Below are 21,695 nucleotides of genomic sequence, written 5' to 3' on the forward strand. Positions count from 1 at the left end.
GTAAATCGCCCCAGCGCCAATGGTACTTCGTCTTAAGACGCGGAAGAGTAGGTCGCTGCCAGGCCTGCAAAGGACAGAACGGATAACAAACCCTTCATCCACAATCGCAATACTCAAAACCCCGCCAAGCAGAAATGCAAGGCGGGGTTTTGCGTTGCTGGCAACAGACGACCAACACCACCACATCCCATCCCTCCAGACAGCCTGATGCAAAGCGGGAGCCCGGCCTGCGCCGGGATCACCGAAGAAGGGGGAAGGGGCGGGAAGTGGCCATCGCCCGAAGCTGGATCCCGGCCTTCGCCGGGATGACGGGCTGAGGAGGCAGAGGACCGGAGCGGGCCGGAAGTCGACTGGCCAGCTAAAATTTGACCATTTGAACAAATCCTGTCATCCTCCCCCAAAACGAGAACACTCAAGCTTCTTGGAGGGAGCGACCATGGCGGATATGAAGCCCGGGATTTCGGGCGGGCGGCTGTCCCATTCCGATTACGCCGTCAATTTCGGCGACATTCACCCACCTCTCGATGCGCATGAGGCATTGGTCGAGTCGGACCGCTGCTATTTCTGCCATGATGCGCCCTGCCAGGTGGCCTGCCCGACCTCGATCGACATCCCCATGTTCATCCGCCAGATCCAGGCTGGCCATGCCAAGTCGGCGGCCAAGACCATCTTCGACCAGAACATCTTCGGCGGGATGTGCGCCCGTGTCTGCCCCACGGAAACGCTGTGCGAGGAAGCCTGCGTGCGCATGGAGGCGGAGGGAAAGCCGGTGAAGATCGGCCTCCTCCAGCGCCATGCCACCGATGCCTTCATGGCCGATGGCGTGCAGCCCTATGAGCGCGCCAAGCCCAGCGGCAAGGTGGTGGCCGTGGTCGGGGCAGGCCCTGCGGGGCTCGCCTGCGCGCATCGCCTCGCCATGCATGGCCATGAGGTGACGGTGTTCGAGGCCAGGCCGAAGTCCGGCGGCCTCAATGAATATGGCATTGCCGCCTACAAGAGCACGGATGACTTCGCGCAGAAGGAAGTGGACTTCATCCTCGGCATTGGCGGCATCACGGTGGTGCATGGCAAGACGCTGGGCAAGGACCTCGACCTGGCACAGCTGCAGAAAGATCATGATGCCGTGTTCCTCGGCCTTGGCCTGCAGGGCGTGAATGCCCTCGGCGCCGCGAATGATGATGCGGCGGGCGTGGAAGACGCGGTCGACTACATTGCCGCGCTGCGGCAGGCGAGCGATCTCTCGAAGCTGCCGGTCGGCCGCCGCGTCGTCGTCATCGGCGGCGGCATGACGGCAGTCGATGCGGCCGTGCAGTCGAAGCTTTTGGGGGCGGAGGATGTGACCATCGTCTATCGCCGCGGGCCAGCCCAGATGAAGGCCAGCGCCTATGAGCAGGAGCTCGCCCAGACGCGCGGCGTGAGGATCAAGCACTGGGCCATGCCGAAAGCCGTGATCGTGAAGGACGGCAAGGCCGTGGGCCTCACCTGCGAATACACCACGGAAGCCAATGGCAGGCTCACCGGCACGGGCGAGACCTTCGAGCTTCCCGCCGACATGATCTTCCGCGCCATCGGCCAGACCTATGTGGACGCCGCCGGCAGCCAACTGGCGCTCGAGGGCGGGCGCATCAAGGTCGATGCCGAGAAGCGCACCAGCGTCAAGGGCATCTGGGCCGGCGGCGACTGCGTGGCGGGCGGGCAGGACCTGACGGTCGCCTCCGTCGATGACGGCCGCCGCGCGGCGGAATCGATCAACAACTTCCTCAAGGCGTAAAGGACGAAGCCATGGCTGACCTTCGCTCGAACTTCATCGGCATCAAGTCTCCCAATCCCTTCTGGCTCGCGTCCGCTCCGCCGACCGACAAGGAATACAACGTGGTGCGCGCCTTCAAGGCGGGCTGGGGTGGTGTGGTGTGGAAGACGCTGGGCGAGGAAGGCCCGCCGATCGTCAACGTCAATGGCCCGCGCTATGGCGCGATCCATGGCGCCGACCGCAGGCTCCTCGGCCTCAACAACATCGAGCTCATCACCGACCGGCCGCTGGAGGTGAACCTCCAGGAGATCAAGAAGGTGAAGCGCGAATGGCCGGACCGCGCGATGATCGTGTCGATCATGGTGCCCTGCAACGAGGACTCGTGGAAGGCCATCCTGCCGCGCGTCGAGGAGACGGGCTGCGACGGCATCGAGCTGAACTTCGGCTGCCCGCATGGCATGAGCGAGCGCGGCATGGGGGCCGCCGTCGGCCAGGTGCCGGAATACATCGAGATGGTCACCCGCTGGTGCAAGCAGTATTCGCGCATGCCGGTGATCGTGAAGCTGACGCCCAACATCACCGACATCCGCTACCCCGCGCGTGCGGCCAAGAAGGGCGGGGCGGACGCGGTGTCGCTCATCAACACCATCTCTTCCATCGTCTCCGTCGACCTCGACAATTTCGCGCCCATGCCGACGATCGACGGCAAGGGCAGCCATGGCGGCTATTGCGGCCCGGCGGTGAAGCCCATCGCGCTCAACATGGTGGCCGAGATCGCGCGCGACCCCGAGACGCGCGGACTGCCGATTTCCGCCATCGGCGGGGTGACCACCTGGCGCGATGCGGCGGAGTTCATCGCCATGTCGGCCGGCACGGTGCAGGTGTGCACGGCGGCCATGACCTATGGCTTCCGCATCGTCGAGGAAATGAAGACGGGTCTTGCCCGCTGGATGGATGAGAAGGGCTTCTCGACCATCGAGGACTTCCGCGGCCGCGCGGTGCCAAATGTCACCGACTGGCAGTACCTCAACCTGAACTATGTGACCAAGGCCCATATCGACCAGGACCTCTGCATCAAGTGCGGCCGCTGCTATGCCGCCTGCGAGGACACCTCGCACCAGGCCATCTTCAAGGAAAAGGACGGCAAGCGGCACTTCGAGGTGAATGACGCCGAATGCGTGGCCTGCAATCTCTGCGTGGAAGTCTGCCCGGTGGACAACTGCATCACCATGGTGCGGCAGACCGAGGGCGTGGATCCGCGCACCGGGCGCAAGATCAACCCCGACTATGCGAACTGGACGACGCATCCCAACAACCCGATGGCGCTGAAGGCCGCCGAATAGCCATGAGCGGCGGGCATCGTTGCATGCGCCAGGCGGACAACCCCCGCAGGGCGCTTGCCGATCCCTCAATGTCAGGTTAGATTTACAGGATGCACGGGACCCCGCCCAGCATCATTCCGGACGTGTTGCAGCGCTGCGACCACTGCGCCGTGCGTCATCAGGCCGTCTGCGGTGCCATGGACGATGTGCAGGTCAAGAAGCTCGCCCAGATCGCGCACCGCAAGAAGGTGCCTGCGGGCCAGACCATCATCTCGGACGAGGAGCCGGTCGATTTCTTCGCCAATGTCATCTCGGGCGCCATCAAGCTGACCAAGACCCTGCCCGACGGCCGGCAGCAGATCGTCGGCCTGCTCTTCGCGCCGGACTTCCTCGGCCGCGCCTATTCCAAGCACAATCCCTACACGGCGGAAGCGGCGACAGACGTCGAGATCTGCACCTTCCCCAATGCCGCCTTCGAGCGCCTCGTCGGCGAATATCCCGGGCTGCAGCAGCGCCTGTTCCAGCACACGCTGGACGAACTCGACGCGGCGCGCGACTGGATGCTTCTCCTCGGCCGCAAGACGGCGGAGGAGAAGGTTGCAAGCTTCCTCCACATGCTCGCCCGCCGCAGCCTGCTGACCGGCTGCGTGCACAAGGCAAGCCCGGGTTCGGCGGCCTTCGAGCTTCCGCTCACCCGCTCCGACATGGCGGACTACCTGGGCCTCACCATCGAGACGGTGAGCCGCCAGCTCACCCGCCTCAAGACTTCCAATGTCGTCAGGCTCAGCACCAACCGCCTGATCATGGTGCCCGATCTCGACCGTCTTGCGCAGGCTGCCGGACAGGACAATCATCGTCATTGATCCGGGTCAAGGACCCCTCGGCCTGCCCTGCCCATAACTCATGACGGAACCCCGGAGGAGGAAGCGATGAGTTACAAGACGATCCTGGTCTCCCTCAACGAAGTGGGCCGCCTCTCGGAGCTGGTGGCCGCCGCCGTGAGCATCGCGCGGGCGACGGGCGGGCATGTCTCGGGCCTCTACGTGGTGCCGGCGGTGCAGGTCTATCCCTCTGTCGGATTCGAGGCCGCACCCCAGGTGTTCGAGGGCAACCGCAGCTTTTTCAAGGACAATGCCCAGCGCGTGAAGCAGGCCTTCGAGGCAGCGATGCAGGCCGAGGGGCTGTCGCATGATTTCCACCAGGTCGATGCGAGGACACCGGTGATTGCCGACGAGGTGGTGGCGGCGGGCCGCGTCGCCGACCTCGTCATCGTGTCCGCCACCAACCCGGAAGAGATCACCGGGGTGGAGCGTGACTTCGTCGAGCAGACGGTGATGGCGCTTGGCCGCCCGGTCATCGTGCTGCCGGCCAAGGCGCGCTCGGCGATCTCGCTCGACGAGGTGGTGATCGGCTGGGATGGCGGCCGCGAAGCGGCCCGCGCCAGCTTCGATGCGCTGCCGCTGCTGAAGAAGGCGGGCAAGGTGCGCGTCGTCCGAATCGACCCGCAGAAGGACCCGAGCCTGCGCGGCAGTGTTGCCGGCGCCGACCTGGCCGAAGCCCTGGCGCGCCATGGCGTGAAGGCCGAGGCGCAGGGCTATCCCACCGACGGCCAGGACGAGGGCCAGGCGCTGATGCGCTGCGCCGAGGATGCCGGTGCCGGCTTGATCGTGATGGGCGCCTATGGACACAGCCGGCTGGCCGAGTTCATTTTCGGCGGCGCCACGCGCTTCGTGCTGAACCGCCTCGTCTGCCCCGTGCTGATGTCTCACTGAGGAGAATTGAATGCTGACCAAGATCCGTCTCGAACTGGCCCGCGACCATGACCACCCCGAGGGCTCCCATGCCATCGGCTATGAGTTCGCGGCGCCGCTCGACGGCAATGGCAAGATCGACCCCGACGAATGGCACAAGCGGCGCGACAACTGCCGTGTCGTGCGCTTCCGGCCGGGCGAGGCGGACGACATCGGCCACCTGATCCGCAAGGGCGGGGGCAGCTGGGCCTTCCACTATGACATCGACTCCGACGAGGAGGACGACGAGGCCGGCTACCGCTTCGGCGACCATGCCTTCAAGGTCGGCGAATATGTCTCGATCCGCGAGGACGAGGGCCTGAGGACCTTCCGCGTGGTGCGGGTGCAGCCGGTGGCGTGAGGGTTTCACCCTTCCCACAAGGGGAAGGGGAGCATTGCAGGGCAGTCATCCTCACGGCGGACTTGCCACCACCTTCCTAAGCCGCTACCCATCGCCCCGATTTCTCACAATCGGGGCGTTTTTCATGGCGAGCTACAATCTGTTCCTGCTTCCGGGCGACGGCATCGGTCCGGAGGTGATGAAGGAAGTCGAGGCGATCATCGCCTGGTTCAATGCTGAAGGAATTGCCAGGTTCGAGGTCGACCGCGGCCTCGTCGGCGGCTCCGCCTATGATGCCCATGGCCAGGCCATCTCGGAAGCCGACATGGCCAAGGCCATGGCCTCCGACGCCGTACTCTTCGGCGCGGTTGGCGGTCCGAAGTGGGACAAGGTGCCCTATGACGTGCGCCCCGAGGCGGGCCTGCTGCGGCTGCGCAAGGATCTCGGCCTCTTCGCCAACCTGCGCCCGGCGATCTGCTATCCCGCCCTTGCCGATGCGTCCTCGCTGAAGCGCGAGGTGGTCGAGGGCCTCGACATCCTGATCGTGCGCGAGCTGACGGGTGGCGTCTATTTCGGCGAGCCCAAGACCATCACCGACCTCGGCAACGGCCAGAAGCGCGGCATCGACACGCAGGTCTACGAGACCTACGAGATCGAGCGCATCGCGCGCGTCGCCTTCGACCTCGCCAAGACGCGGCGCAACAAGGTGTCCTCCGCCGAGAAGCGCAACGTGATGAAGACGGGCGTCCTCTGGAACGAGATCGTCACGCGCATCCACGCCGCGGAATATCCGGGCGTGCAGCTCGAGCACGTGCTGGCCGACAACTGCGCCATGCAGCTCGTGCGCTGGCCGAAGCAGTATGACGTGATCGTCACCGACAATCTCTTCGGCGACGTGCTGTCCGACGTGGCGGCGATGCTGACGGGTTCGCTCGGCATGCTGCCCTCGGCCTCGCTCGGTGCACCCGATGCGAAGACGGGCCGCCGCAAGTCGCTCTACGAGCCGGTGCATGGCTCTGCCCCTGACATCGCCGGCACAGGTGCGGCCAACCCGATTGCCATGATCGCCAGCTTCGGCATGGCGCTGCGCTATTCGCTGGGGCTCGGCGACTGGGCCGACAAGCTGGACCAGGCCATCGCCGCGGTGCTGGCGCAGGGCATCCGCACCAAGGACATCGCCGGCAGCCAGCCCGCCAATGCGACGACCACGCAGATGGGTGCGGCGATCTTGGGTGAGTTGAAGAAGCTGGCCTGAGGCTTTCACGTCCCAACAGTCCATCATGGCCGGGCTCGTCCCGGCCATCTTTTTTGGTGGTGCCGAGAAGGATCGCCGGGACAAGCCCGGCGATGATGAACGTAGGGGGTGGTGTGACGGCACGGAGTGAGGTTACTCTCCCCAAAAACAGCGAGGGGCCCCATGATCGATCTGCTGGTGAAAAACGCGGTGCTGCCGGATGGGCGCAAGGTGGATATTGCTTGCGTGGGTGGCAAAATCGCCGAGGTGTCTCCCTCGCTTGATGCCGCGGCGCGCGAGACGATCGATGCGAAGGGCTATCTCGTCTCGCCGCCCTTCATCGACGCGCATTTCCACATGGATGCGACGCTGTCACTCGGCATGCCGCGCTATAACCAGTCAGGGACCTTGCTCGAGGGCATAAGGCTGTGGGGCGAGTTGAAGCCGCTCTTGACGCATGAGGCGGTGATCGAGCGGGCGATGCGCTATTGCGACCTTGCGGTGTCCCAGGGCCTGCTTGCCATCCGCACCCATGTGGACGTGTGCGATGACCGGCTCCTGTGCGTCGAGGCGCTGCTGGAGGTGAAGAAGCGCATCAAGCCCTATATCGACCTGCAGCTCGTCGCCTTTCCGCAGGATGGCTTCTACCGCGACCCCCATGCGAAGAAGAACCTGCTGCGCGCCCTCGACCTCGGCGTCGACGTCGTCGGCGGCATCCCGCATGGCGAGCGGACGATGGCCGATGGCGCGCGGAGCATGACGGAGCTGTGCGAGATCGCGGCGGAACGCGGGCTGCTCGTCGACATCCATTGCGACGAGAGCGATGATCCCTGGTCGCGCCATGTCGAAGCGCTCGTTTATGAAACCCAGCGGCTGGGGCTTCAGGGCCGCGTGGTGGGCTCGCACCTCACTTCGATGCATTCGATGGACAACTACTATGCCTCGAAGCTGATCGGGCTGATGGTGGAGGCCGATCTGCACGCAACGCCCAACCCGCTCATCAACATCACGCTGCAGGGCCGGCACGACAGCTACCCCAAGCGCCGCGGCATGACGCGCGTGCCGGAGCTGCGCGCGGCGGGGATCAACGTGTCCTTCGGCCATGATTGCGTGATGGACCCGTGGTATCCGCTGGGTCAGGGCGACATGCTGGAGGCGGCCTCGATGGGTATTCATGTGGGTCTGATGACGAGCCCCGAACAGATGCGCTGGGCCTTCGATGCGGTGACGGTGAACCCGGCCAGGGCGCTGCACCTCGAAGGCTATGGACTGGAGAAGGGCTGCAATGCTGATTTCGTGGTGCTGCAGGCAAAGAACCCGGTGGAGGCGCTGCGGCTGAAGGCCAACCGGCTGAAGGTGGTGAAGCGCGGCAAGGTGATCGCCGAGACGCCGGAACGCGTGGCGGCGCTGCATCTGGAAGGACGGCCGCAGACGGTGAACGGGGCGGATTACGCGCCCTCACGTTAACCGTCACCCCGGCGAAAGCCGGGGCCCAGCTTTCCACTTTGTTTTCGCCCAAAGCGGGGTCCCGGCTTTCGCCGGGATGACGGTCATTGGGAGCGCGGCTTCAGCCCTTCGACGAAGAGCCGCGTCAGCGTTTCCTCGGCCTTCGTCATCACCTCCGGGCCGCCGCCGACCACGGCCTGCACCTGGGGTTCGAAATCGGCATAGTGCTGGGTGGTGGCCCAGATGGCGAAAATCAAATGGTGGGGGTCGACCGCGTTGAGCCTGCCTTCCGCGATCCAGCCCCGGATGATGGCGGCCTTCTCGTCCACCAGGTCCTTCAGCGGGCCCTTGAGATAGGTGCCGATGGCGGTGGCGCCGTGCAGGATCTCGTTGGCGAAGAGGCGCGACGCCTTGGGGTTGTCGCGCGACAGGCGGATCTTGGTGCGGATGTAGCGGGTGATTTCCTCGATCGGCTCGCCGGCGGGGTCGAGGCTGCGCAGGGGCTCCAGCCAGTCGTGCAGGGTGTGCTCCAGCACCGCGACGTAGATGTCTTCCTTGCGGCGGAAATAATAGAGCAGGTTGGGCTTGGACAACCCGCAGTTCGTGGCGATCTGGTCCACCGTGGCGCCGCGGAAGCCATAGGCGGAGAACACCTCCAGGGCGGCCTTGAGGATCAGCTCCTCGTTCTGGGCCTGGATGCGGGTTTTCCGGGGGATTGCGGTGGTTTCGCCCATGCCGTCACCTTGTTAATTCTTGATCGCTTGGTCAAGAGCGGATAGCCTTCGCACAAGCAACAAGAGCAACAGGGGAGGAGCCGAGTTGGCGGGCCCGGTCATTTCGGCACGCGAGCTGAGCCTCGTATTCCAGACGGCGGACGCGCCCGTCTATGCGCTGTCCAAGGTCAACCTGGAGGTCGAGGACGGCGATTTCGTTTCCTTCATCGGGCCCTCGGGCTGCGGCAAGACCACGCTGCTGCGCGTCATCGCCGACCTGGAGCAGGCGACCTCCGGCGCCATCACCGTCAATGGCATGACCCCGCAGGAGGCCCGCCTCAAGCGCGCCTATGGCTATGTGTTCCAGGCGCCCGCGCTTTACCCGTGGCGCACCGTCGAACGCAATGTCGGGCTGCCGCTGGAAATCATGGGCCTCGACCATGCGCCGGAACGGATTGAGCGCAACCTCGAACTCGTCAACCTCAAGGGCTTCGAGAAGAAATATCCCTGGCAGCTGTCGGGCGGCATGCAGCAGCGCGTGTCGATTGCCCGCGCGCTGGCCTTCGACCCCAAGCTGCTGCTGATGGACGAGCCCTTCGGCGCGCTGGACGAAATCGTGCGCGACAAGCTGAACCAGCAGTTGCTGGAATTGTGGGACCGCACGAAAAAGACCGTTGTCTTCGTCACGCACTCGATTCCGGAAGCCGTGTTCCTGTCCACCAAGATCGTGGTGATGAGCCCCAGGCCAGGCCGCATCATCGACGTGATCGAGACCAACCTGCCGAAGAACCGCACGCTGGACATTCGCGAGACGCCGGAATTCCTGGCGATTGCGCACCGCGTGCGCGAAGGCCTGAAGGCCGGGCACAGCTATGAGGACTGAGTGAGCGCCGCACCCGCCATCGCCGCGAAGCCTGCCGCCCGTGAGCCGGGCAATGCCTTCCCCGTGGCTGTCGTGTGTCTTGCCATCCTGCTCGTCTGGTATGTCGCCGCCATCCCGATGAACTGGGTGGTGACGGGGCCAAAGATCGAAGGGGCCGGCGGCGGGCTTTCCAACACGCTTGCCTTCTCGTGGAACGAGGCGCGCCCCGTGCTGCCGGCGCCGCACCAGATTGCGCAGGAACTGTGGAAAAGCGTGTTCACGGTGGCGCCGTGGAGCGTGAAGTCGCTGCTCTACCACGGCTGGGTGACGCTCTCCTCCACGCTCGTCGGCTTCATCCTGGGTTCATTGCTGGGCATCGCGCTGGCCATTGCCATCGTGCATGTGAAATTCCTGGCGAAGAGCCTGATGCCGTGGATCATCGCCTCGCAGACCATTCCCATCCTCGCCATCGCGCCCATGGTGATCGTGGTGCTGGGCTCATTGGGCTTCACCGGGCTGGTACCGAAGTCGCTGATCTCGATGTATCTCTGCTTCTTCCCCGTCACCATCGGCATGGTGAAGGGCCTGACCTCGCCCGAGGTGATGCAGCTCGACCTGATGCGCACCTATAATGCCTCGACCTCTCAGGTGCTGTGGAAGCTGCGTTTTCCCGCGTCCGTGCCGTTCCTGTTCACGTCGCTCAAGGTGGCGGTGGCGATCGCGCTCACCGGTGCCATCGTCGGCGAGTTGCCGACGGGGGCCATCGCCGGCATCGGGGCGCGATTGCTGCAGGGCTCCTACTACGGCCAGACGGTGCAGATCTGGGCGGCGCTGTTCATGGGGAGTTTCCTCGCCGCCGCCCTCGTCTGGCTGGTCGGTGTCGCCGAGCGCTTCACGCTGCGCCGCATGGGGGTGAAGCCGTGAGCGGTTCGCGCCTTACCGACATTCTCTACCCAGCCGTCTTCGGCATCGGCGTGCTGATCCTGTGGGAACTGATCGTCAAGAGTTTCGGCGTGCCCGCCGTGCTGCTGCCGGCGCCCTCGGCGATCTGGGCCAAGCTCATCGCCTCGCTGCCCACGCTTGGCGTCGATTTCGTGCAGACCGTGCTGCGCGCGGTGATCCCCGGCTGGATCATCGGCTCGCTGTCGGGATTCCTGGCGGCCCTGCTGTGCGACCGCATCCCCTTCCTGCGGCGCGGGCTGCTGCCGCTCGGCAACCTGGTGGCGGCACTCCCCATCGTCGGCGTCGCCCCCATCCTCGTCATGTGGTTCGGCTTCGACTGGCCGTCCAAGGCGGCGATGGTCGTCGTCATGACCTTCTTCCCCATGCTGGTGAATGCCGTGGCGGGGCTGCAGGCGTCAGGACACCTCGAGCGCGACCTGATGCGGAGCTATGGCGCCTCCTGGTGGCAGACGCTGGTGAAGCTCAGGCTTCCGGCCGCCATGCCCTTCATCTTCAATGCGCTGAAAATCAACTCCACCCTTGCCATGATCGGCGCCATCGTTGCCGAATTCTTCGGCACGCCCATTGTCGGCATGGGCTTCCGCATCTCGACGGAAGTTGGCAGACTGGGGCTGGACATGGTCTGGGCCGAGATCGCGGTGGCTGCCATCACGGGTTCGGCTTTCTACGGTCTCCTGGTGTTCCTCGAACGCCGGGTGACCTTCTGGCATCCGTCCTACAGAAAGTAGGCGGCAACTCAAAACTGGAGGAGACAGGGACAATGAAGAAATTTCTGATGGCCGCAGCCGCCGCGGGCGCGCTGCTGGTGAGCGGCTCGGCCGCCATGGCGGAAGCCGTGAAGCTGCAGCTGAAGTGGGTGACGCAGGCGCAGTTCGCCGGTTACTACGCCGCAGCTGCCAAGGGCTTCTACAAGGACGCCGGCCTCGACGTGACGATCCTCCCCGGCGGCCCCGACATCAACCCGCAGCAGGTGCTGGCCGGCGGCGGCGCCGACGTGGTGGTCGACTGGATGCCGTCTGCGCTGGCCACGCGCGAGAAGGGCTCGCCCGTCGTCAACATCGCGCAGCCCTTCGCCAAGTCGGGCATGATGCTCACCTGCCGCGTCGACACCGGCATCAAGACCCCGGCCGACTTCAAGGGCAAGACGCTGGGCGTGTGGTTCTTCGGCAACGAGTATCCCTTCCTGTCGTGGATGAGCCAGCTGGGCCTGCCCACCACCGGCGGCCCGGATGGCGTGACCGTCATCAAGCAGGGCTTCAACGTCGACCCGCTCCTGCAGAAGCAGGCCGACTGCATCTCGACCATGACCTACAACGAGTACTGGCAGCTGATCGAGGCCGGCATGAAGCCGGAGGAACTCATCACCTTCAAGTATGAGGACCAGGGTGTCGCGACGCTGGAAGACGGCCTCTACGTGCTCGAGGACAAGCTGAAGGATCCGGCCTTCGTCGAGACCATGGCGAAGTTCGTCAAGGCCTCGCAGAAGGGCTGGGACTATGCCCGCGCCAATGGCGATGAAGTGGCCCAGATCGTCATCGACAATGACGCCTCGGGTGCCCAGACGCTGGATCACCAGAAGCGCATGATGTCGGAAGTGAACAAGCTCACCGAAGGCTCCGACGGCACGCTGGACGTGGCCGCCGCCGAGCGCACGGTCGAGACCCTGATGAAGGGCGGCTCCGACCCGGTCATCACCAAGAAGCCGGAAGGTGCCTGGACCTCGGTCGTGACCGACAAGGCCAAGACCCTGCAGTAATGAGCGGGGCCTCCTCCATCATGGAGGAGGCCCTTTTTCTTTGCGTTCGTTGAAGGAGAGAGCAGCCATGAGCACACTCATTCGCGGCGGCACCGTCGTGAACCATGACCTTTCGCAGCGCGCCGACGTGCTGATCGACGGCGGCCGGATCGTCGCCGTGGGCGAGAAGCTCGAGGCGCCGGCCGGCGCCGAGATCGTCGATGCGGGCGGCTGCTATGTCATGCCGGGCGGCATCGACCCGCACACCCACATGGAACTGATGTTCATGGGCAAGGTCTCGGCGGACGATTTCGAGTGGGGCACCAAGGCGGGGCTTTCCGGCGGCACGACGATGATCGTCGACTTCTGCATTCCCGCCCCGGGCGAATCGATGCTCGCCGCCTACCAGGCCTGGCGCCACAAGGCCGAGAAGGCCTGTGCGGATTACTCCTTCCACATGGCGGTGACACAGTGGTCGCCGCAGATCCACGACGAGATGGAAACCGTCGTGAAGACCTATGGCATCAACACCTTCAAGCACTTCATGGCCTACAAGGGGGCCTTGATGGTGAATGACGATGAGCTCTACAATTCCTTCCGCCGCTGCGCGCAGCTGGGTGCGCTTCCGCTGGTGCATGCCGAGAATGGCGATGTCGTCGCGCGCATGCAGGCCGATCTCCTGGCGCGCGGCGTCACCGGGCCCGAGGGCCACAGCTATTCACGCCCGCCGGAAGTCGAGGGCGAAGCGGCGAACCGCGCCATCATGATCGCCGACATGGCAGGCTGCCCGCTCTACATCGTGCATGTCTCCTGCGAGCAGACGCATGATGCGATCAGGCGCGCCAAGCAGGCCGGCCAGCGCGTCTTCGGCGAGCCGCTGGTGCAGTATCTCGTGCTCGATGACTCGGAATACCAGAACAAGGACTGGGACTATGCTGCGGGCCGCGTGATGAGCCCGCCCTTCCGCAACAAGAAGCACCAGGATTCGCTGTGGGCCGGCCTCCAGTCCGGCACCCTCTCGGTCGTGGCCACCGACCATTGCTCCTTTACCATCGAACAGAAGCGCAATGGCGTGGGCGACTTCACCAAGATCCCCAACGGCACGGGCGGCCTCGAGGATCGCCTGCCGGTCCTGTGGAATGCGGGCGTCAACACGGGCCGCCTCACCAAGGAGGAGTTCGTCGCCGCCACCTCCACCAACATCGCGCGCATCCTCAACATGTATCCGAAGAAAGGTGCGGTGCGGGTGGGGTCCGATGCCGACCTCGTGATCTGGGACCCGAAGGCCACCAAGACGATCACCGCCAAGAAACAGGTCTCGCGCATCGAATACAATGTCTTCGAGGGCTATACCTGCACCGGCGTGCCGCGCACGGTGTTCTCGCGCGGGCGCATCGCCTGGCACGAGGGCGACATGCGGGCGAAGCCCGGCGACGGCGAATTCGTGCGCCGCGAGCCCAATGCGCCGGTGAACGTCGCCAACGCCATCTGGAAGGGTCTGACGCAACCCAAGCCCGTGGCCCGCCCCGATATCGTGCCGTGACAGCCTGAGGCTGTGATGGCACTGTTCCTGACCGAATCGAACCGGGGAGCCTGACATGCGGCGGATCGTGCTTTGTCTTTTCCTGATGCTGGGCCTGGCAGCACCTGCCTTGGCCGCCTCCTGCGGCAAGACGGGGGCGGGCTTCGATGCGTGGAAAAAGGCCTATGCGGCGGAGGCTCAGGCCCAGGGCATCGGCCCCAGGGGACTCGCGGCACTGGCGGGCACGCGCTATGCCACCGCCACCATCAAGGCCGACCGCAGCATGCATTCCTTCAAGCTCGGGCTCGACGCCTTCATGGAGAAGCGCGGGGCCGCCACCATCATCGCGCAGGGCAAGAAGAAGAAGGCGCAGAACGCCGCGCTGTTCAAGAAGATCGAGAAGAAGTACGGCGTGCCGGCAGGCCCGCTCATCGCCATCTGGGGCATGGAGACGGCGTTCGGAAGCTTCATGGGCCACCAGAACACCATCTCGGCCGTGGCGACGCTGGCCTATGACTGCCGGAGGCCGGATTACTTCCGCGAGCAGCTGATCGCGGCGCTGCAGCTCATCGACAATGGCACATTGTCGGCGACCTCCACCGGCGCCATGCATGGCGAGGTGGGGCAGACGCAGTTCCTGCCCAAGAACGTGCTGCTCTACGGTGCCTCGATCAATGGCGGCGGCATCGACCTCAACGAGAAGGCCGATGCGCTGGCCTCCACCGCCAACTTCCTCAAGGGCCATGGCTGGCGCCCGGGCCTCGGCTATCGCCCGGGCGAGCCAAACTATGCAGCGCTGCAGGGCTGGAACGCGGCCAGCGTCTATCAGCAGGCCCTCGCCATCATGGGCAACGAGATCGACGGCAACTGATGTTCAAGAACGAGCAGAAGCACCCGTTCTACAAGCCGCTGTGGGTGCGCGTGGCGCTGGTGGTGTCGATTGCCCTGTGGCTCGGCTTCGAGATCTGGCAGGCCAGTGCCGGCGGCGGCTCCGGCCTGTGGCTGGCGCTCGCCGCAGGCATGCTCGGATATGCGGTCTACACCTTCTTCCTCACATGGCCCAAGGATGGTCCGGGGGATGACGGAGCCCCACGCGCCTGATAGCGTGCCGGGCCTCCAGACGAGGGTTCAGACATGGAATACCGCCAGCTCGGCCGCTCCGGCCTCAAGGTTTCGCTGCATGCGCTCGGCACGATGAATTTCGCCGGCACCGGCATGTTCGAGAAGGTGGGGAGCCTCGACAATGCTGAGGCCAGCCGCCTCGTCGACGTGGCGCTGGAGCATGGCGTCAACCTCATCGACACGTCGAACGTCTATTCCACCGGCCGCTCCGAAACGGCCGTGGGCGAGATCCTGAAGGGCCGTTCCAGCCAGATCCTCGTCGGCACCAAGGTGCGCTTCACCATGGGGCCGGGGCCGAACGAAGTGGGCCTCTCTCGCTTCCACATCATCGAGCAATGCGAGGCGAGCCTCAGGCGCCTGCAGCGCGACCGCATCGACATCTACTACCTCCACCAGTGGGATGGCTCGACCCCCGTCGAGGAGACGATGGAGGCGCTGGACACGCTGGTGAAGCAGGGCAAGGTCCGCTACGTCGCCTGCTCCAACTTCTCCGCCTGGCACATCATGAAATGCCTGATGGCATCCGAGCGCCACAACCTGCAGCGCTTCGTCTGCCAGCAGATCCACTACACGGTCGAGGCGCGCGAGGCGGAATACGAACTGATCCCGCTGGCGCTCGACCAGGGCGTGGCGGTGCAGGTGTGGAGCCCGATCGCGGGAGGACTGCTCTCCGGAAAGTTCCGCCGCAACGCGCCGCCGCCGGACATGTCGCGCCACCTCAACGCCTGGAACGAGCCGCCGATCCGCGACGAGAACCGTCTCTACGACATCATCGACGCCCTGGTGACGATCGGCGAGGCGCGCGGCGTCTCCGCGGCGCAGGTGGCGCTCGCCTGGCTCGCCGGCCGCGCGGGTGTCGCCAACATCATCGTCGGGGCGCGGACCGAGGCGCAGCTGAAGGACAATCTCACCGCCGCCGCGCTGAAGCTGACGGCGGAGGAACGCGCACGGATCGACGCGGTCAGCCTGCTGCCGCTCATCTATCCCTACTGGCACCAGAACAGCACGGCGGCCTCGCGTCTGGGCGCGGCGGACCTGTCGCTGCACGCACCGCACCTTGCCCGCGCCAAGCCGCGCATGTGATTTCACGGAGTTCACCATGACATCGAAGACCAACCTCACCATCAACCCGCAGCGCCTGTGGGACAGTCTGATGGAGACCGCGCGGTTCGGCGGCACGCCCAAGGGCGGCATCAAGCGATTGACTGTCTCGGATGAGGATAAAAAAGTCCGCGACTGGTTCAAGGCCGAATGCGAGAAGCTGGGCTGCACGGTGGAGGTGGACGAGGTTGGCAACATGTTCGCCACGCGCCCCGGCAGGCGCAAGGACGTGGCCCCCATCGCCATGGGCTCGCACCTGGACACGCAGCCGACGGGCGGCAAGTTCGATGGCGTGCTGGGCGTGCTGGGGGCACTGGAGGCCATGCGCACGCTGGTCGACATGGGCTACGAGACCAATGCGCCCATCATGATCGTCAACTGGACCAACGAGGAAGGTTCGCGCTTCGCGCCCGCCATGCTGTGCTCCGGCGTCTATGCCGGTGTCTTCACCACCGACTTTGCCTACTCGCGCGAGGACCGGCAGGGCATCAGGCTGGGCGATGAGCTGGAGCGCATCGGCTACAAGGGCAAGCACAAGGCGGGGGACATCAAGTTCCAGGCCATGTTCGAACTCCACATCGAGCAGGGGCCGATCCTCGAGGCCGAGAACAAGATGATCGGCGTCGTCACCGGCGTGCAGGGCATGCGCTGGTACGAGGTGACGGTGCGCGGCCAGGAATCGCACACCGGCGCCACGCCCATGGGCCTGCGCAAGAATGCGCTGCTGGGTGCCGCCCGCATGATCGAGGCGATCCACCAGGTGGGCATGAACAACCTGCCGGGTGTGGCCTCCGTCGGCTTGATCGAGAACCGCCCCAACAGCCGCAACGTGGTGCCGGGCGAGGTGTTCTTCACCGTCGACCTGCGCCACCCGGACGAGAAGGTGCTGGACAGGATGGAAGCCGAATACCAGGCGGCCCTGCCGAGGATCGCCGCCGAAACCGGCGTCGAGGTGGAGGAGAAGCGCATCTGGATCTCGCCCGCGGTGAAGTTCGCAGCCCCCCTGATCGACTGCGTGCGCGAGGGCGCGAGCCAAGCCGGCTACACGATGCGCGAAATGGCGTCTGGTGCCGGCCATGACGCCGCCTATATCGCGCGCGTCACCCCCACCACCATGATCTTCGTGCCCTGTCTTGGCGGCATTTCGCACAACGAGGCGGAATCGACGACGCTGGAGGAATGCGGGGCCGGCAGCCAGGTGCTGCTCAACTCGGTTCTCGCCTATGACCGGACGCTGGCGTGAGGAACGACATTTCGGCGCGGGCGCGCGAGATCGCGCTCACGCTCACCTCCTGGCCTTCCGTCACGGGCTCCGCTGACGAGGCGGCCATTGCCCCGAAGCTGGCGCGTTACCTGTCGCACTTCGACACGGTGTGGACCTCGCCCATCCCCAAGGACGCGCGCAGCAATGTCTTCGCGCTGAAGCGCGGGCGCAGCAGGCGCACCATCGTGCTCACCGGCCATTTCGACGTGGTGCCGGTCGATGACTATGGCGCGCTGGAACCCCTGGCCTTCAATGCCGAACGCCTGCTGCCGGAGATCGTGGCGCGATTGCGCAAGACGGGCGAGAATGCGCTGGCACTGGCCGATTTCGAGTCGGGCGAATTCCTGCCGGGGCGCGGGTTGCTCGACATGAAGGCGGGGCTTGCCGCGGGCATCGCCGCGATGGAAGCCTATACGGGCGATGCGAGCCTGCTGTTCCTTGGTGTGTCCGACGAGGAGGAACGTTCGGCGGGGGCGCGCGCCGCAGCACCCATGCTGTCGCAGATCGCTTCGGAACATGACCTCGACATCGCACTGGTCATCAACCTCGATGCGATCTCGGACCAGGGCGATGGCGCACTGGGCCGCACGGTGGCGCTGGGCTCCGTCGGCAAGCAGCTGGTCACGGCCCTCGTCACCGGCAAGGAGGCGCATGCCTGCTATCCGCAGGATGGCGCGAATGCCGCCTATCTCGCGGCGGAGCTCCTGACCGAATTCGAACTCGCGCCGGAACTGGCGGAGACCAGTGGAGCGGAGATCGCGGCACCGCCCACCGCCCTCCACGCCAAGGACCTGAAGTCCGGCTACAACGTCACCACGCCCGCGCAGAGCTGGCTCTACTGGAATACGCTGCAGCACCGCCGCTCGGCCGAGGAGGTGTTCGACATCTCGCTGATGCTCGCCCGCCGCGCCATGGCGCGCGCGGCGCGGAAACTGGCGCGCGACATTCCGGTGATGAGTTATGCGGAACTCGCCGCCCGTGTGCCGCACCATGATGTGCAGCGCATCGCGGAAGAGGTGGCGGCCATCGAGGGCCTCGACCTGCCGGAGCGCGCCAAGCGGGTGACGGCGGCGGTGTGGAAGGCCTCGGGGCTGACGGGTCCCGCGGTGGTGATGGGCTTCGGCTCCATTCCCTATCCGGCGGTGTCGCTGTCGGATGCGGCACTGGAGGATGCGATCGCCATGGCCTGTGCTGCGCATGGGGTGGGAAGCCTGCGCTACTTCCCCGGCATTTCGGACATGAGCTTCTTGGGCGAGGCTTCGGGCGACCTGTCGGCCTGTGCCGCCAATACGCCGATCTGGGGGAGCAGTTTCACCATGCCCGACTCCGCCGGCTATCCCTGCATCAACATCGGCCCCTGGGGGCGGGATTACCATCACTGGCTCGAGCGGCTGCATGCCCCCTATGCCTTCGACACGCTTCCCCGCGTGCTGCTGGCCGTGATTGAAGCGGTGGCCAAAGGTCGCTAAACACCACCCGTTCCAAAGGAGAATGAGACTATGGCACTGAAGCGTATCGAACCCGGCAAGCGCATGAGCTCCGCCGTTATCCATGGCAACAAGGTCTATCTCGCCGGCTTCACGCCCGACAAGGCGCTGGGCAAGTCGGTGGCAGAGCAGACCAAGGACGTGCTCACCCAGATCGACGCGACGCTGAAGGAAGCGGGCACCGACAAGACCAAGATCATCAAGGCCAATATCTGGCTCACCAACATTTCGACCTTCGCCGAGATGAACTCGGTGTGGGATGCCTGGGTCGTCCCCGGCCAGACGCCTGCCCGTGCCACGGTCGAAGCCAAGCTCGCCGCCCCCGGCATCGACGTCGAGATCATGGTCGAGGCGGCTCTCGACTAACTACCGAGAATCTTCCCAGCCGTACCAGACATAGGCCCCCTTCAAGTAGAGGGGCCGGAAGGCGGGCAGGGGGAAGCGCGACAGGCGGCGCGTGAGCACGGGCGAAAGCTCCTCGCGCGCCGTCTTCTTTGTGAGAAGGCGTGCCACCGCGCGGCCACTCCATGAGCCCATGGCGACGCCATTGCCGTGATAGGCGATGGCGGTCCACACCGTCTTCCTCTCGTCCAGCGGGCCGACATAGGGCACGAGGTCATTGCTCAGGCAGACGAAGCCGCGCCAGTAATGCGTGATCTCCACATTGCGCCAGGCTGGAAAGAGTTCGTTGAAGGCTTTCGTCAGCATCGGGCGATAGGCGGCATCGCCATGGTCGGACGCATCGGTGCCGCCGCGGCCGCCGAACAGGAAGCGGCCATTGGGCAGCAGGCGGAAATAATGCAGCAGCTTGCGCGAGTCATAGGATGGGACGTCCGACGTCCAGCCCTGGGCGCGGCGCTCCTCCTCGGTCAGCGGGCGCGTGACGATGATGCTGGAGAGTGCCGGCATGATGCGGCCCGCATGGCGCGTCGACACGTCCTCCGGCGTATAGCCATTGGTGGCGACGATGACCTGCCTCGCCTTCAGCACGCCGTCTCGCGTGTGCAGGCGATGGCCGTCGGATAGCTCCTCCCAGCGGATGAGCTGCGAGCGGCCATGGATCTTCGCACCCGCTTTTGCCGCGGCGCGGGCGAGGCCGCGCACGTAGTTCAGCGGATGCACGCCGAAGCCCACCTTGCCCTTGAGACCTGCGTGGAAGCCCGGCCCGTCAAGGCCCTGTTCCTTGAGGTCTCCCTTCGACAGGAACTCCGTCTCGTCGCCAAAGGTCTGCTTCAGGTAGGCCTGTTCGTCGCGCAGCTCCTGGACGCGGCTCGGCAGGTGGGCGAGTGTCACCTCGCCATCCGCCGTGGCCCAGGCATCGATGCCGTAATGCTGGATGTTGTCGCGCACCAGCGCCACGGACTGGCGCATGGTCTCGTAGAATCGCTGGCTGGCCGCGAGCCCGTAGCGGCGGATCATGGTGGGATAGGAAAGCTTGTGCGAGCCCATGCAGGCGAAGCCGCCATTGCGGCCCGAGGCGCCCCAGCCGACATGGCCGGCCTCCAGCACGCGCACGTCAACGCCCTGCCCGGCCAGTTCCAGCGCGGCGGACAGCCCGGTGAAGCCTGCACCGATGACCGCGACCTCGCAGCTTTCCTCGCCCTTCAGCGGTGGAGTCTCGATGCCCAGCGGATCGGCCGAGGCCTCCCAGTAACTGTCAACGGCGCGCTCGAAATGGAAGGCATGCGGATGGGTTGTGGAAGCCATGGTGAAGCCTTGCTAGCATTGCCCAAACAGAAGATCAAAAGGGTGGGAACATGAAGGCGCTGGTGCTGGGGGCGGGGATCGTGGGCATCACCACGGCCTATGAGCTGAACCGCGATGGCCACGAGGTGACGGTGATCGACCGGGAGCCGGAGCCCGCCAATTTCACCTCCTTCTCCAATGCCGGGCTCTTTGCGCCGGGCCATGCTTACGCGTGGTCATCACCCGCCGCGCCGAAGATCCTGCTGCGCTCGCTCTGGCGGGGCGACCAGGCGCTGCGCTTCAAGTTCTCGACCGACCCGCGCTTCTGGAAGTGGATGTGGCGCTTCTGGGGGGAATGCACGGCCGAGCGCGCGGCGCTCAACACCACGCGCAAGGTGAAGCTCTGCAATTACTCGCTCGATGTCTTCCACGACACGGTGACGCGGACGGGCGTGGACTATGACGGGCGTACCGGCGGGCTCATCTATCTCTACCGCTCGGAAGCGGCCTTGAAGGCGGCCTCCGCCAAGTCCTGCATCCTTTCCGACAATGGCTGCCGCATCGAGACGCTGGACCGCGACGGCGTTGCGGCGCGTGACCCGGCCCTTGCCCCGGTGAAGGACAAGTTCGCAGGCGCGCTTTATGCACCCGACGACGAGAGCGGCGACTGCCGCAAGTTTTCCCAGAACATGGCGGCCTGGCTGAAGGGGCAGGGCGTCACCTTCAAGTACAACACCACCATCACCGGCTTCGAGAAGCAGGGCGACCGCATCTCGGCCGTCATGACCGACAGGGGGCAGGAGACGGCGGACGTGATCGTGCTCTGCCTCGGCGTCTATTCACCCCACCTGGCGCGCGAGCTGGGGCATGACCTCGCCGTCTATCCGGTGAAGGGCTATGCCATCACCGCCCCCATGGCCGGGCGCAACAACCCGCCCACCATCGGCGGCGTGGATGAAGAGACGCTCGTCGCCTATGCGCCGCTGGGCGACCGGGTGCGGGTGACGGCGACGGCGGAATTCTCGGGCTATGGGCGGTCCCACAGGCCGCAGGACTTCGAGACCATGCTGGCGACCATGAAGACCCTGTTCCCCGACGGCGCGGACTGGAGCAAGGCCAGCTTCTGGGCGGGGCTCAGGCCCATGACGCCGGAGGGCACCCCCATCCTCGGCCCCTCGCGCATGAAGAACCTGTGGTTCAACACCGGCCAGGGCCACATGGGCTGGACCATGAGCCATGGTGCCGCCCGCATCACCGCCGACCTTGTGGCGGGCAAGCGCCCGGCAATCGCGCTGGATGGCATGCTTGCCGTAACGTAAACCACTGACACATTCTCGCCCTGATTCGGCCTATGGTGC

At 65.4% G+C, this 21,695-nt stretch carries 21 protein-coding genes; 19 read left to right on the forward strand and 2 right to left on the reverse strand.

The genetic code is table 11. The annotated features are described in order from the left end of the window. The first annotated feature begins 436 nt into the window (after positions 1–436). From DK847_RS15935 to DK847_RS15965, 7 genes are all read left to right on the forward strand, one after another. Complete coding sequence (locus DK847_RS15935; RefSeq protein WP_111199529.1) at positions 437–1,771, forward strand: NAD(P)-dependent oxidoreductase; 1,335 nt, start codon at positions 437–439, stop codon at positions 1,769–1,771. A gap of 11 nt (positions 1,772–1,782) precedes the next feature. After that, entirely contained in the window at positions 1,783–3,093 is a 1,311-nt protein-coding gene (gene preA, locus DK847_RS15940; protein ID WP_111199530.1) for an NAD-dependent dihydropyrimidine dehydrogenase subunit PreA, read from the forward strand. Positions 3,094–3,182: 89 nt separating this feature from the next. After that, positions 3,183–3,935 (forward strand): Crp/Fnr family transcriptional regulator, encoded by a 753-nt coding sequence (locus DK847_RS15945; protein WP_111199531.1) that lies wholly within the window; start codon positions 3,183–3,185, stop codon positions 3,933–3,935. Between the two features lie 66 nt (positions 3,936–4,001). After that, entirely contained in the window at positions 4,002–4,844 is an 843-nt protein-coding gene (locus DK847_RS15950; RefSeq protein WP_146256156.1) for a universal stress protein, read from the forward strand. 10 nt (positions 4,845–4,854) lie between these two features. Further along, complete coding sequence (locus tag DK847_RS15955) at positions 4,855–5,223, forward strand: hypothetical protein (RefSeq protein ID WP_111199533.1); 369 nt, start codon at positions 4,855–4,857, stop codon at positions 5,221–5,223. A 124-nt stretch (positions 5,224–5,347) separates the two neighbouring features. Beyond that, positions 5,348–6,457 (forward strand): 3-isopropylmalate dehydrogenase, encoded by a 1,110-nt coding sequence (leuB, locus tag DK847_RS15960; RefSeq protein ID WP_111199534.1) that lies wholly within the window; start codon positions 5,348–5,350, stop codon positions 6,455–6,457. A gap of 162 nt (positions 6,458–6,619) precedes the next feature. Continuing rightward, positions 6,620–7,903, forward strand: coding sequence for an amidohydrolase family protein (locus DK847_RS15965; protein ID WP_111199535.1), 1,284 nt, complete (start codon positions 6,620–6,622; stop codon positions 7,901–7,903). An 83-nt stretch (positions 7,904–7,986) separates the two neighbouring features. On the opposite strand, the gene DK847_RS15970 is transcribed toward DK847_RS15965, so the two are convergent. Beyond that, complete coding sequence (locus DK847_RS15970; protein ID WP_111199536.1) at positions 7,987–8,616, reverse strand: TetR family transcriptional regulator C-terminal domain-containing protein; 630 nt, start codon at positions 8,614–8,616, stop codon at positions 7,987–7,989. An 85-nt stretch (positions 8,617–8,701) separates the two neighbouring features. On the opposite strand from DK847_RS15970, the gene DK847_RS15975 reads away from it, so the two are divergent. From DK847_RS15975 to DK847_RS16020, 11 genes are all read left to right on the forward strand, one after another. Further along, positions 8,702–9,478 carry an ABC transporter ATP-binding protein gene (locus DK847_RS15975; RefSeq protein WP_111199537.1) on the forward strand — a complete coding sequence of 259 codons (777 nt, stop codon included), beginning with the start codon at positions 8,702–8,704 and terminating at the stop codon, positions 9,476–9,478. Then, positions 9,479–10,381, forward strand: a complete 903-nt coding sequence (locus DK847_RS20950) for an ABC transporter permease (protein ID WP_245414639.1) — start codon at positions 9,479–9,481, stop codon at positions 10,379–10,381. After that, complete coding sequence (locus DK847_RS15980) at positions 10,324–11,148, forward strand: ABC transporter permease (protein WP_425358698.1); 825 nt, start codon at positions 10,324–10,326, stop codon at positions 11,146–11,148. The genes DK847_RS20950 and DK847_RS15980 overlap by 58 nt, the downstream gene beginning before the upstream one ends. A gap of 32 nt (positions 11,149–11,180) precedes the next feature. Then, entirely contained in the window at positions 11,181–12,176 is a 996-nt protein-coding gene (locus tag DK847_RS15985; RefSeq protein WP_111199539.1) for an ABC transporter substrate-binding protein, read from the forward strand. A gap of 67 nt (positions 12,177–12,243) precedes the next feature. Continuing rightward, the gene (hydA, locus tag DK847_RS15990; protein WP_111199540.1) at positions 12,244–13,698 is read left to right on the forward strand and encodes a dihydropyrimidinase; all 1,455 of its coding nucleotides are present in this window, start codon (positions 12,244–12,246) and stop codon (positions 13,696–13,698) included. A gap of 55 nt (positions 13,699–13,753) precedes the next feature. Next, complete coding sequence (locus DK847_RS15995; protein ID WP_111199541.1) at positions 13,754–14,548, forward strand: lytic murein transglycosylase; 795 nt, start codon at positions 13,754–13,756, stop codon at positions 14,546–14,548. After that, positions 14,548–14,778: a DUF3329 domain-containing protein gene (locus DK847_RS16000; RefSeq protein ID WP_111199542.1), complete on the forward strand. Its 231-nt coding sequence runs from the start codon at positions 14,548–14,550 to the stop codon at positions 14,776–14,778. Before DK847_RS15995 ends, DK847_RS16000 begins: the two co-directional genes overlap by 1 nt. Before the next feature lie 33 nt (positions 14,779–14,811). Then, complete coding sequence (locus tag DK847_RS16005; RefSeq protein WP_111199543.1) at positions 14,812–15,882, forward strand: aldo/keto reductase; 1,071 nt, start codon at positions 14,812–14,814, stop codon at positions 15,880–15,882. Between the two features lie 16 nt (positions 15,883–15,898). Next, entirely contained in the window at positions 15,899–17,143 is a 1,245-nt protein-coding gene (locus DK847_RS16010) for a M20 family metallo-hydrolase (RefSeq protein ID WP_111199544.1), read from the forward strand. Next, a complete protein-coding gene (locus tag DK847_RS16015) occupies positions 17,140–18,633 on the forward strand; it encodes a M20/M25/M40 family metallo-hydrolase (RefSeq protein ID WP_111199545.1) in 1,494 nt (497 codons plus the stop codon). Before DK847_RS16010 ends, DK847_RS16015 begins: the two co-directional genes overlap by 4 nt. 30 nt (positions 18,634–18,663) lie before the next feature. Next, on the forward strand, positions 18,664–19,017 hold the full coding sequence (locus DK847_RS16020; protein WP_111199546.1) for a RidA family protein: 354 nt from the start codon (positions 18,664–18,666) through the stop codon (positions 19,015–19,017). Here the strand turns inward: DK847_RS16020 and DK847_RS16025 are convergent, their stop codons facing one another. Continuing rightward, positions 19,018–20,358: an NAD(P)/FAD-dependent oxidoreductase gene (locus DK847_RS16025; RefSeq protein WP_111199547.1), complete on the reverse strand. Its 1,341-nt coding sequence runs from the start codon at positions 20,356–20,358 to the stop codon at positions 19,018–19,020. It lies immediately after the preceding gene. 50 nt (positions 20,359–20,408) lie between these two features. On the opposite strand from DK847_RS16025, the gene DK847_RS16030 reads away from it, so the two are divergent. Next, the gene (locus DK847_RS16030) at positions 20,409–21,656 is read left to right on the forward strand and encodes a D-amino acid dehydrogenase (protein ID WP_111199548.1); all 1,248 of its coding nucleotides are present in this window, start codon (positions 20,409–20,411) and stop codon (positions 21,654–21,656) included. Positions 21,657–21,695 lie beyond the last annotated feature (39 nt).

This window comes from Aestuariivirga litoralis (genome assembly GCF_003234965.1).
In the GTDB taxonomy this organism is placed as follows: domain Bacteria; phylum Pseudomonadota; class Alphaproteobacteria; order Rhizobiales; family Aestuariivirgaceae; genus Aestuariivirga; species Aestuariivirga litoralis.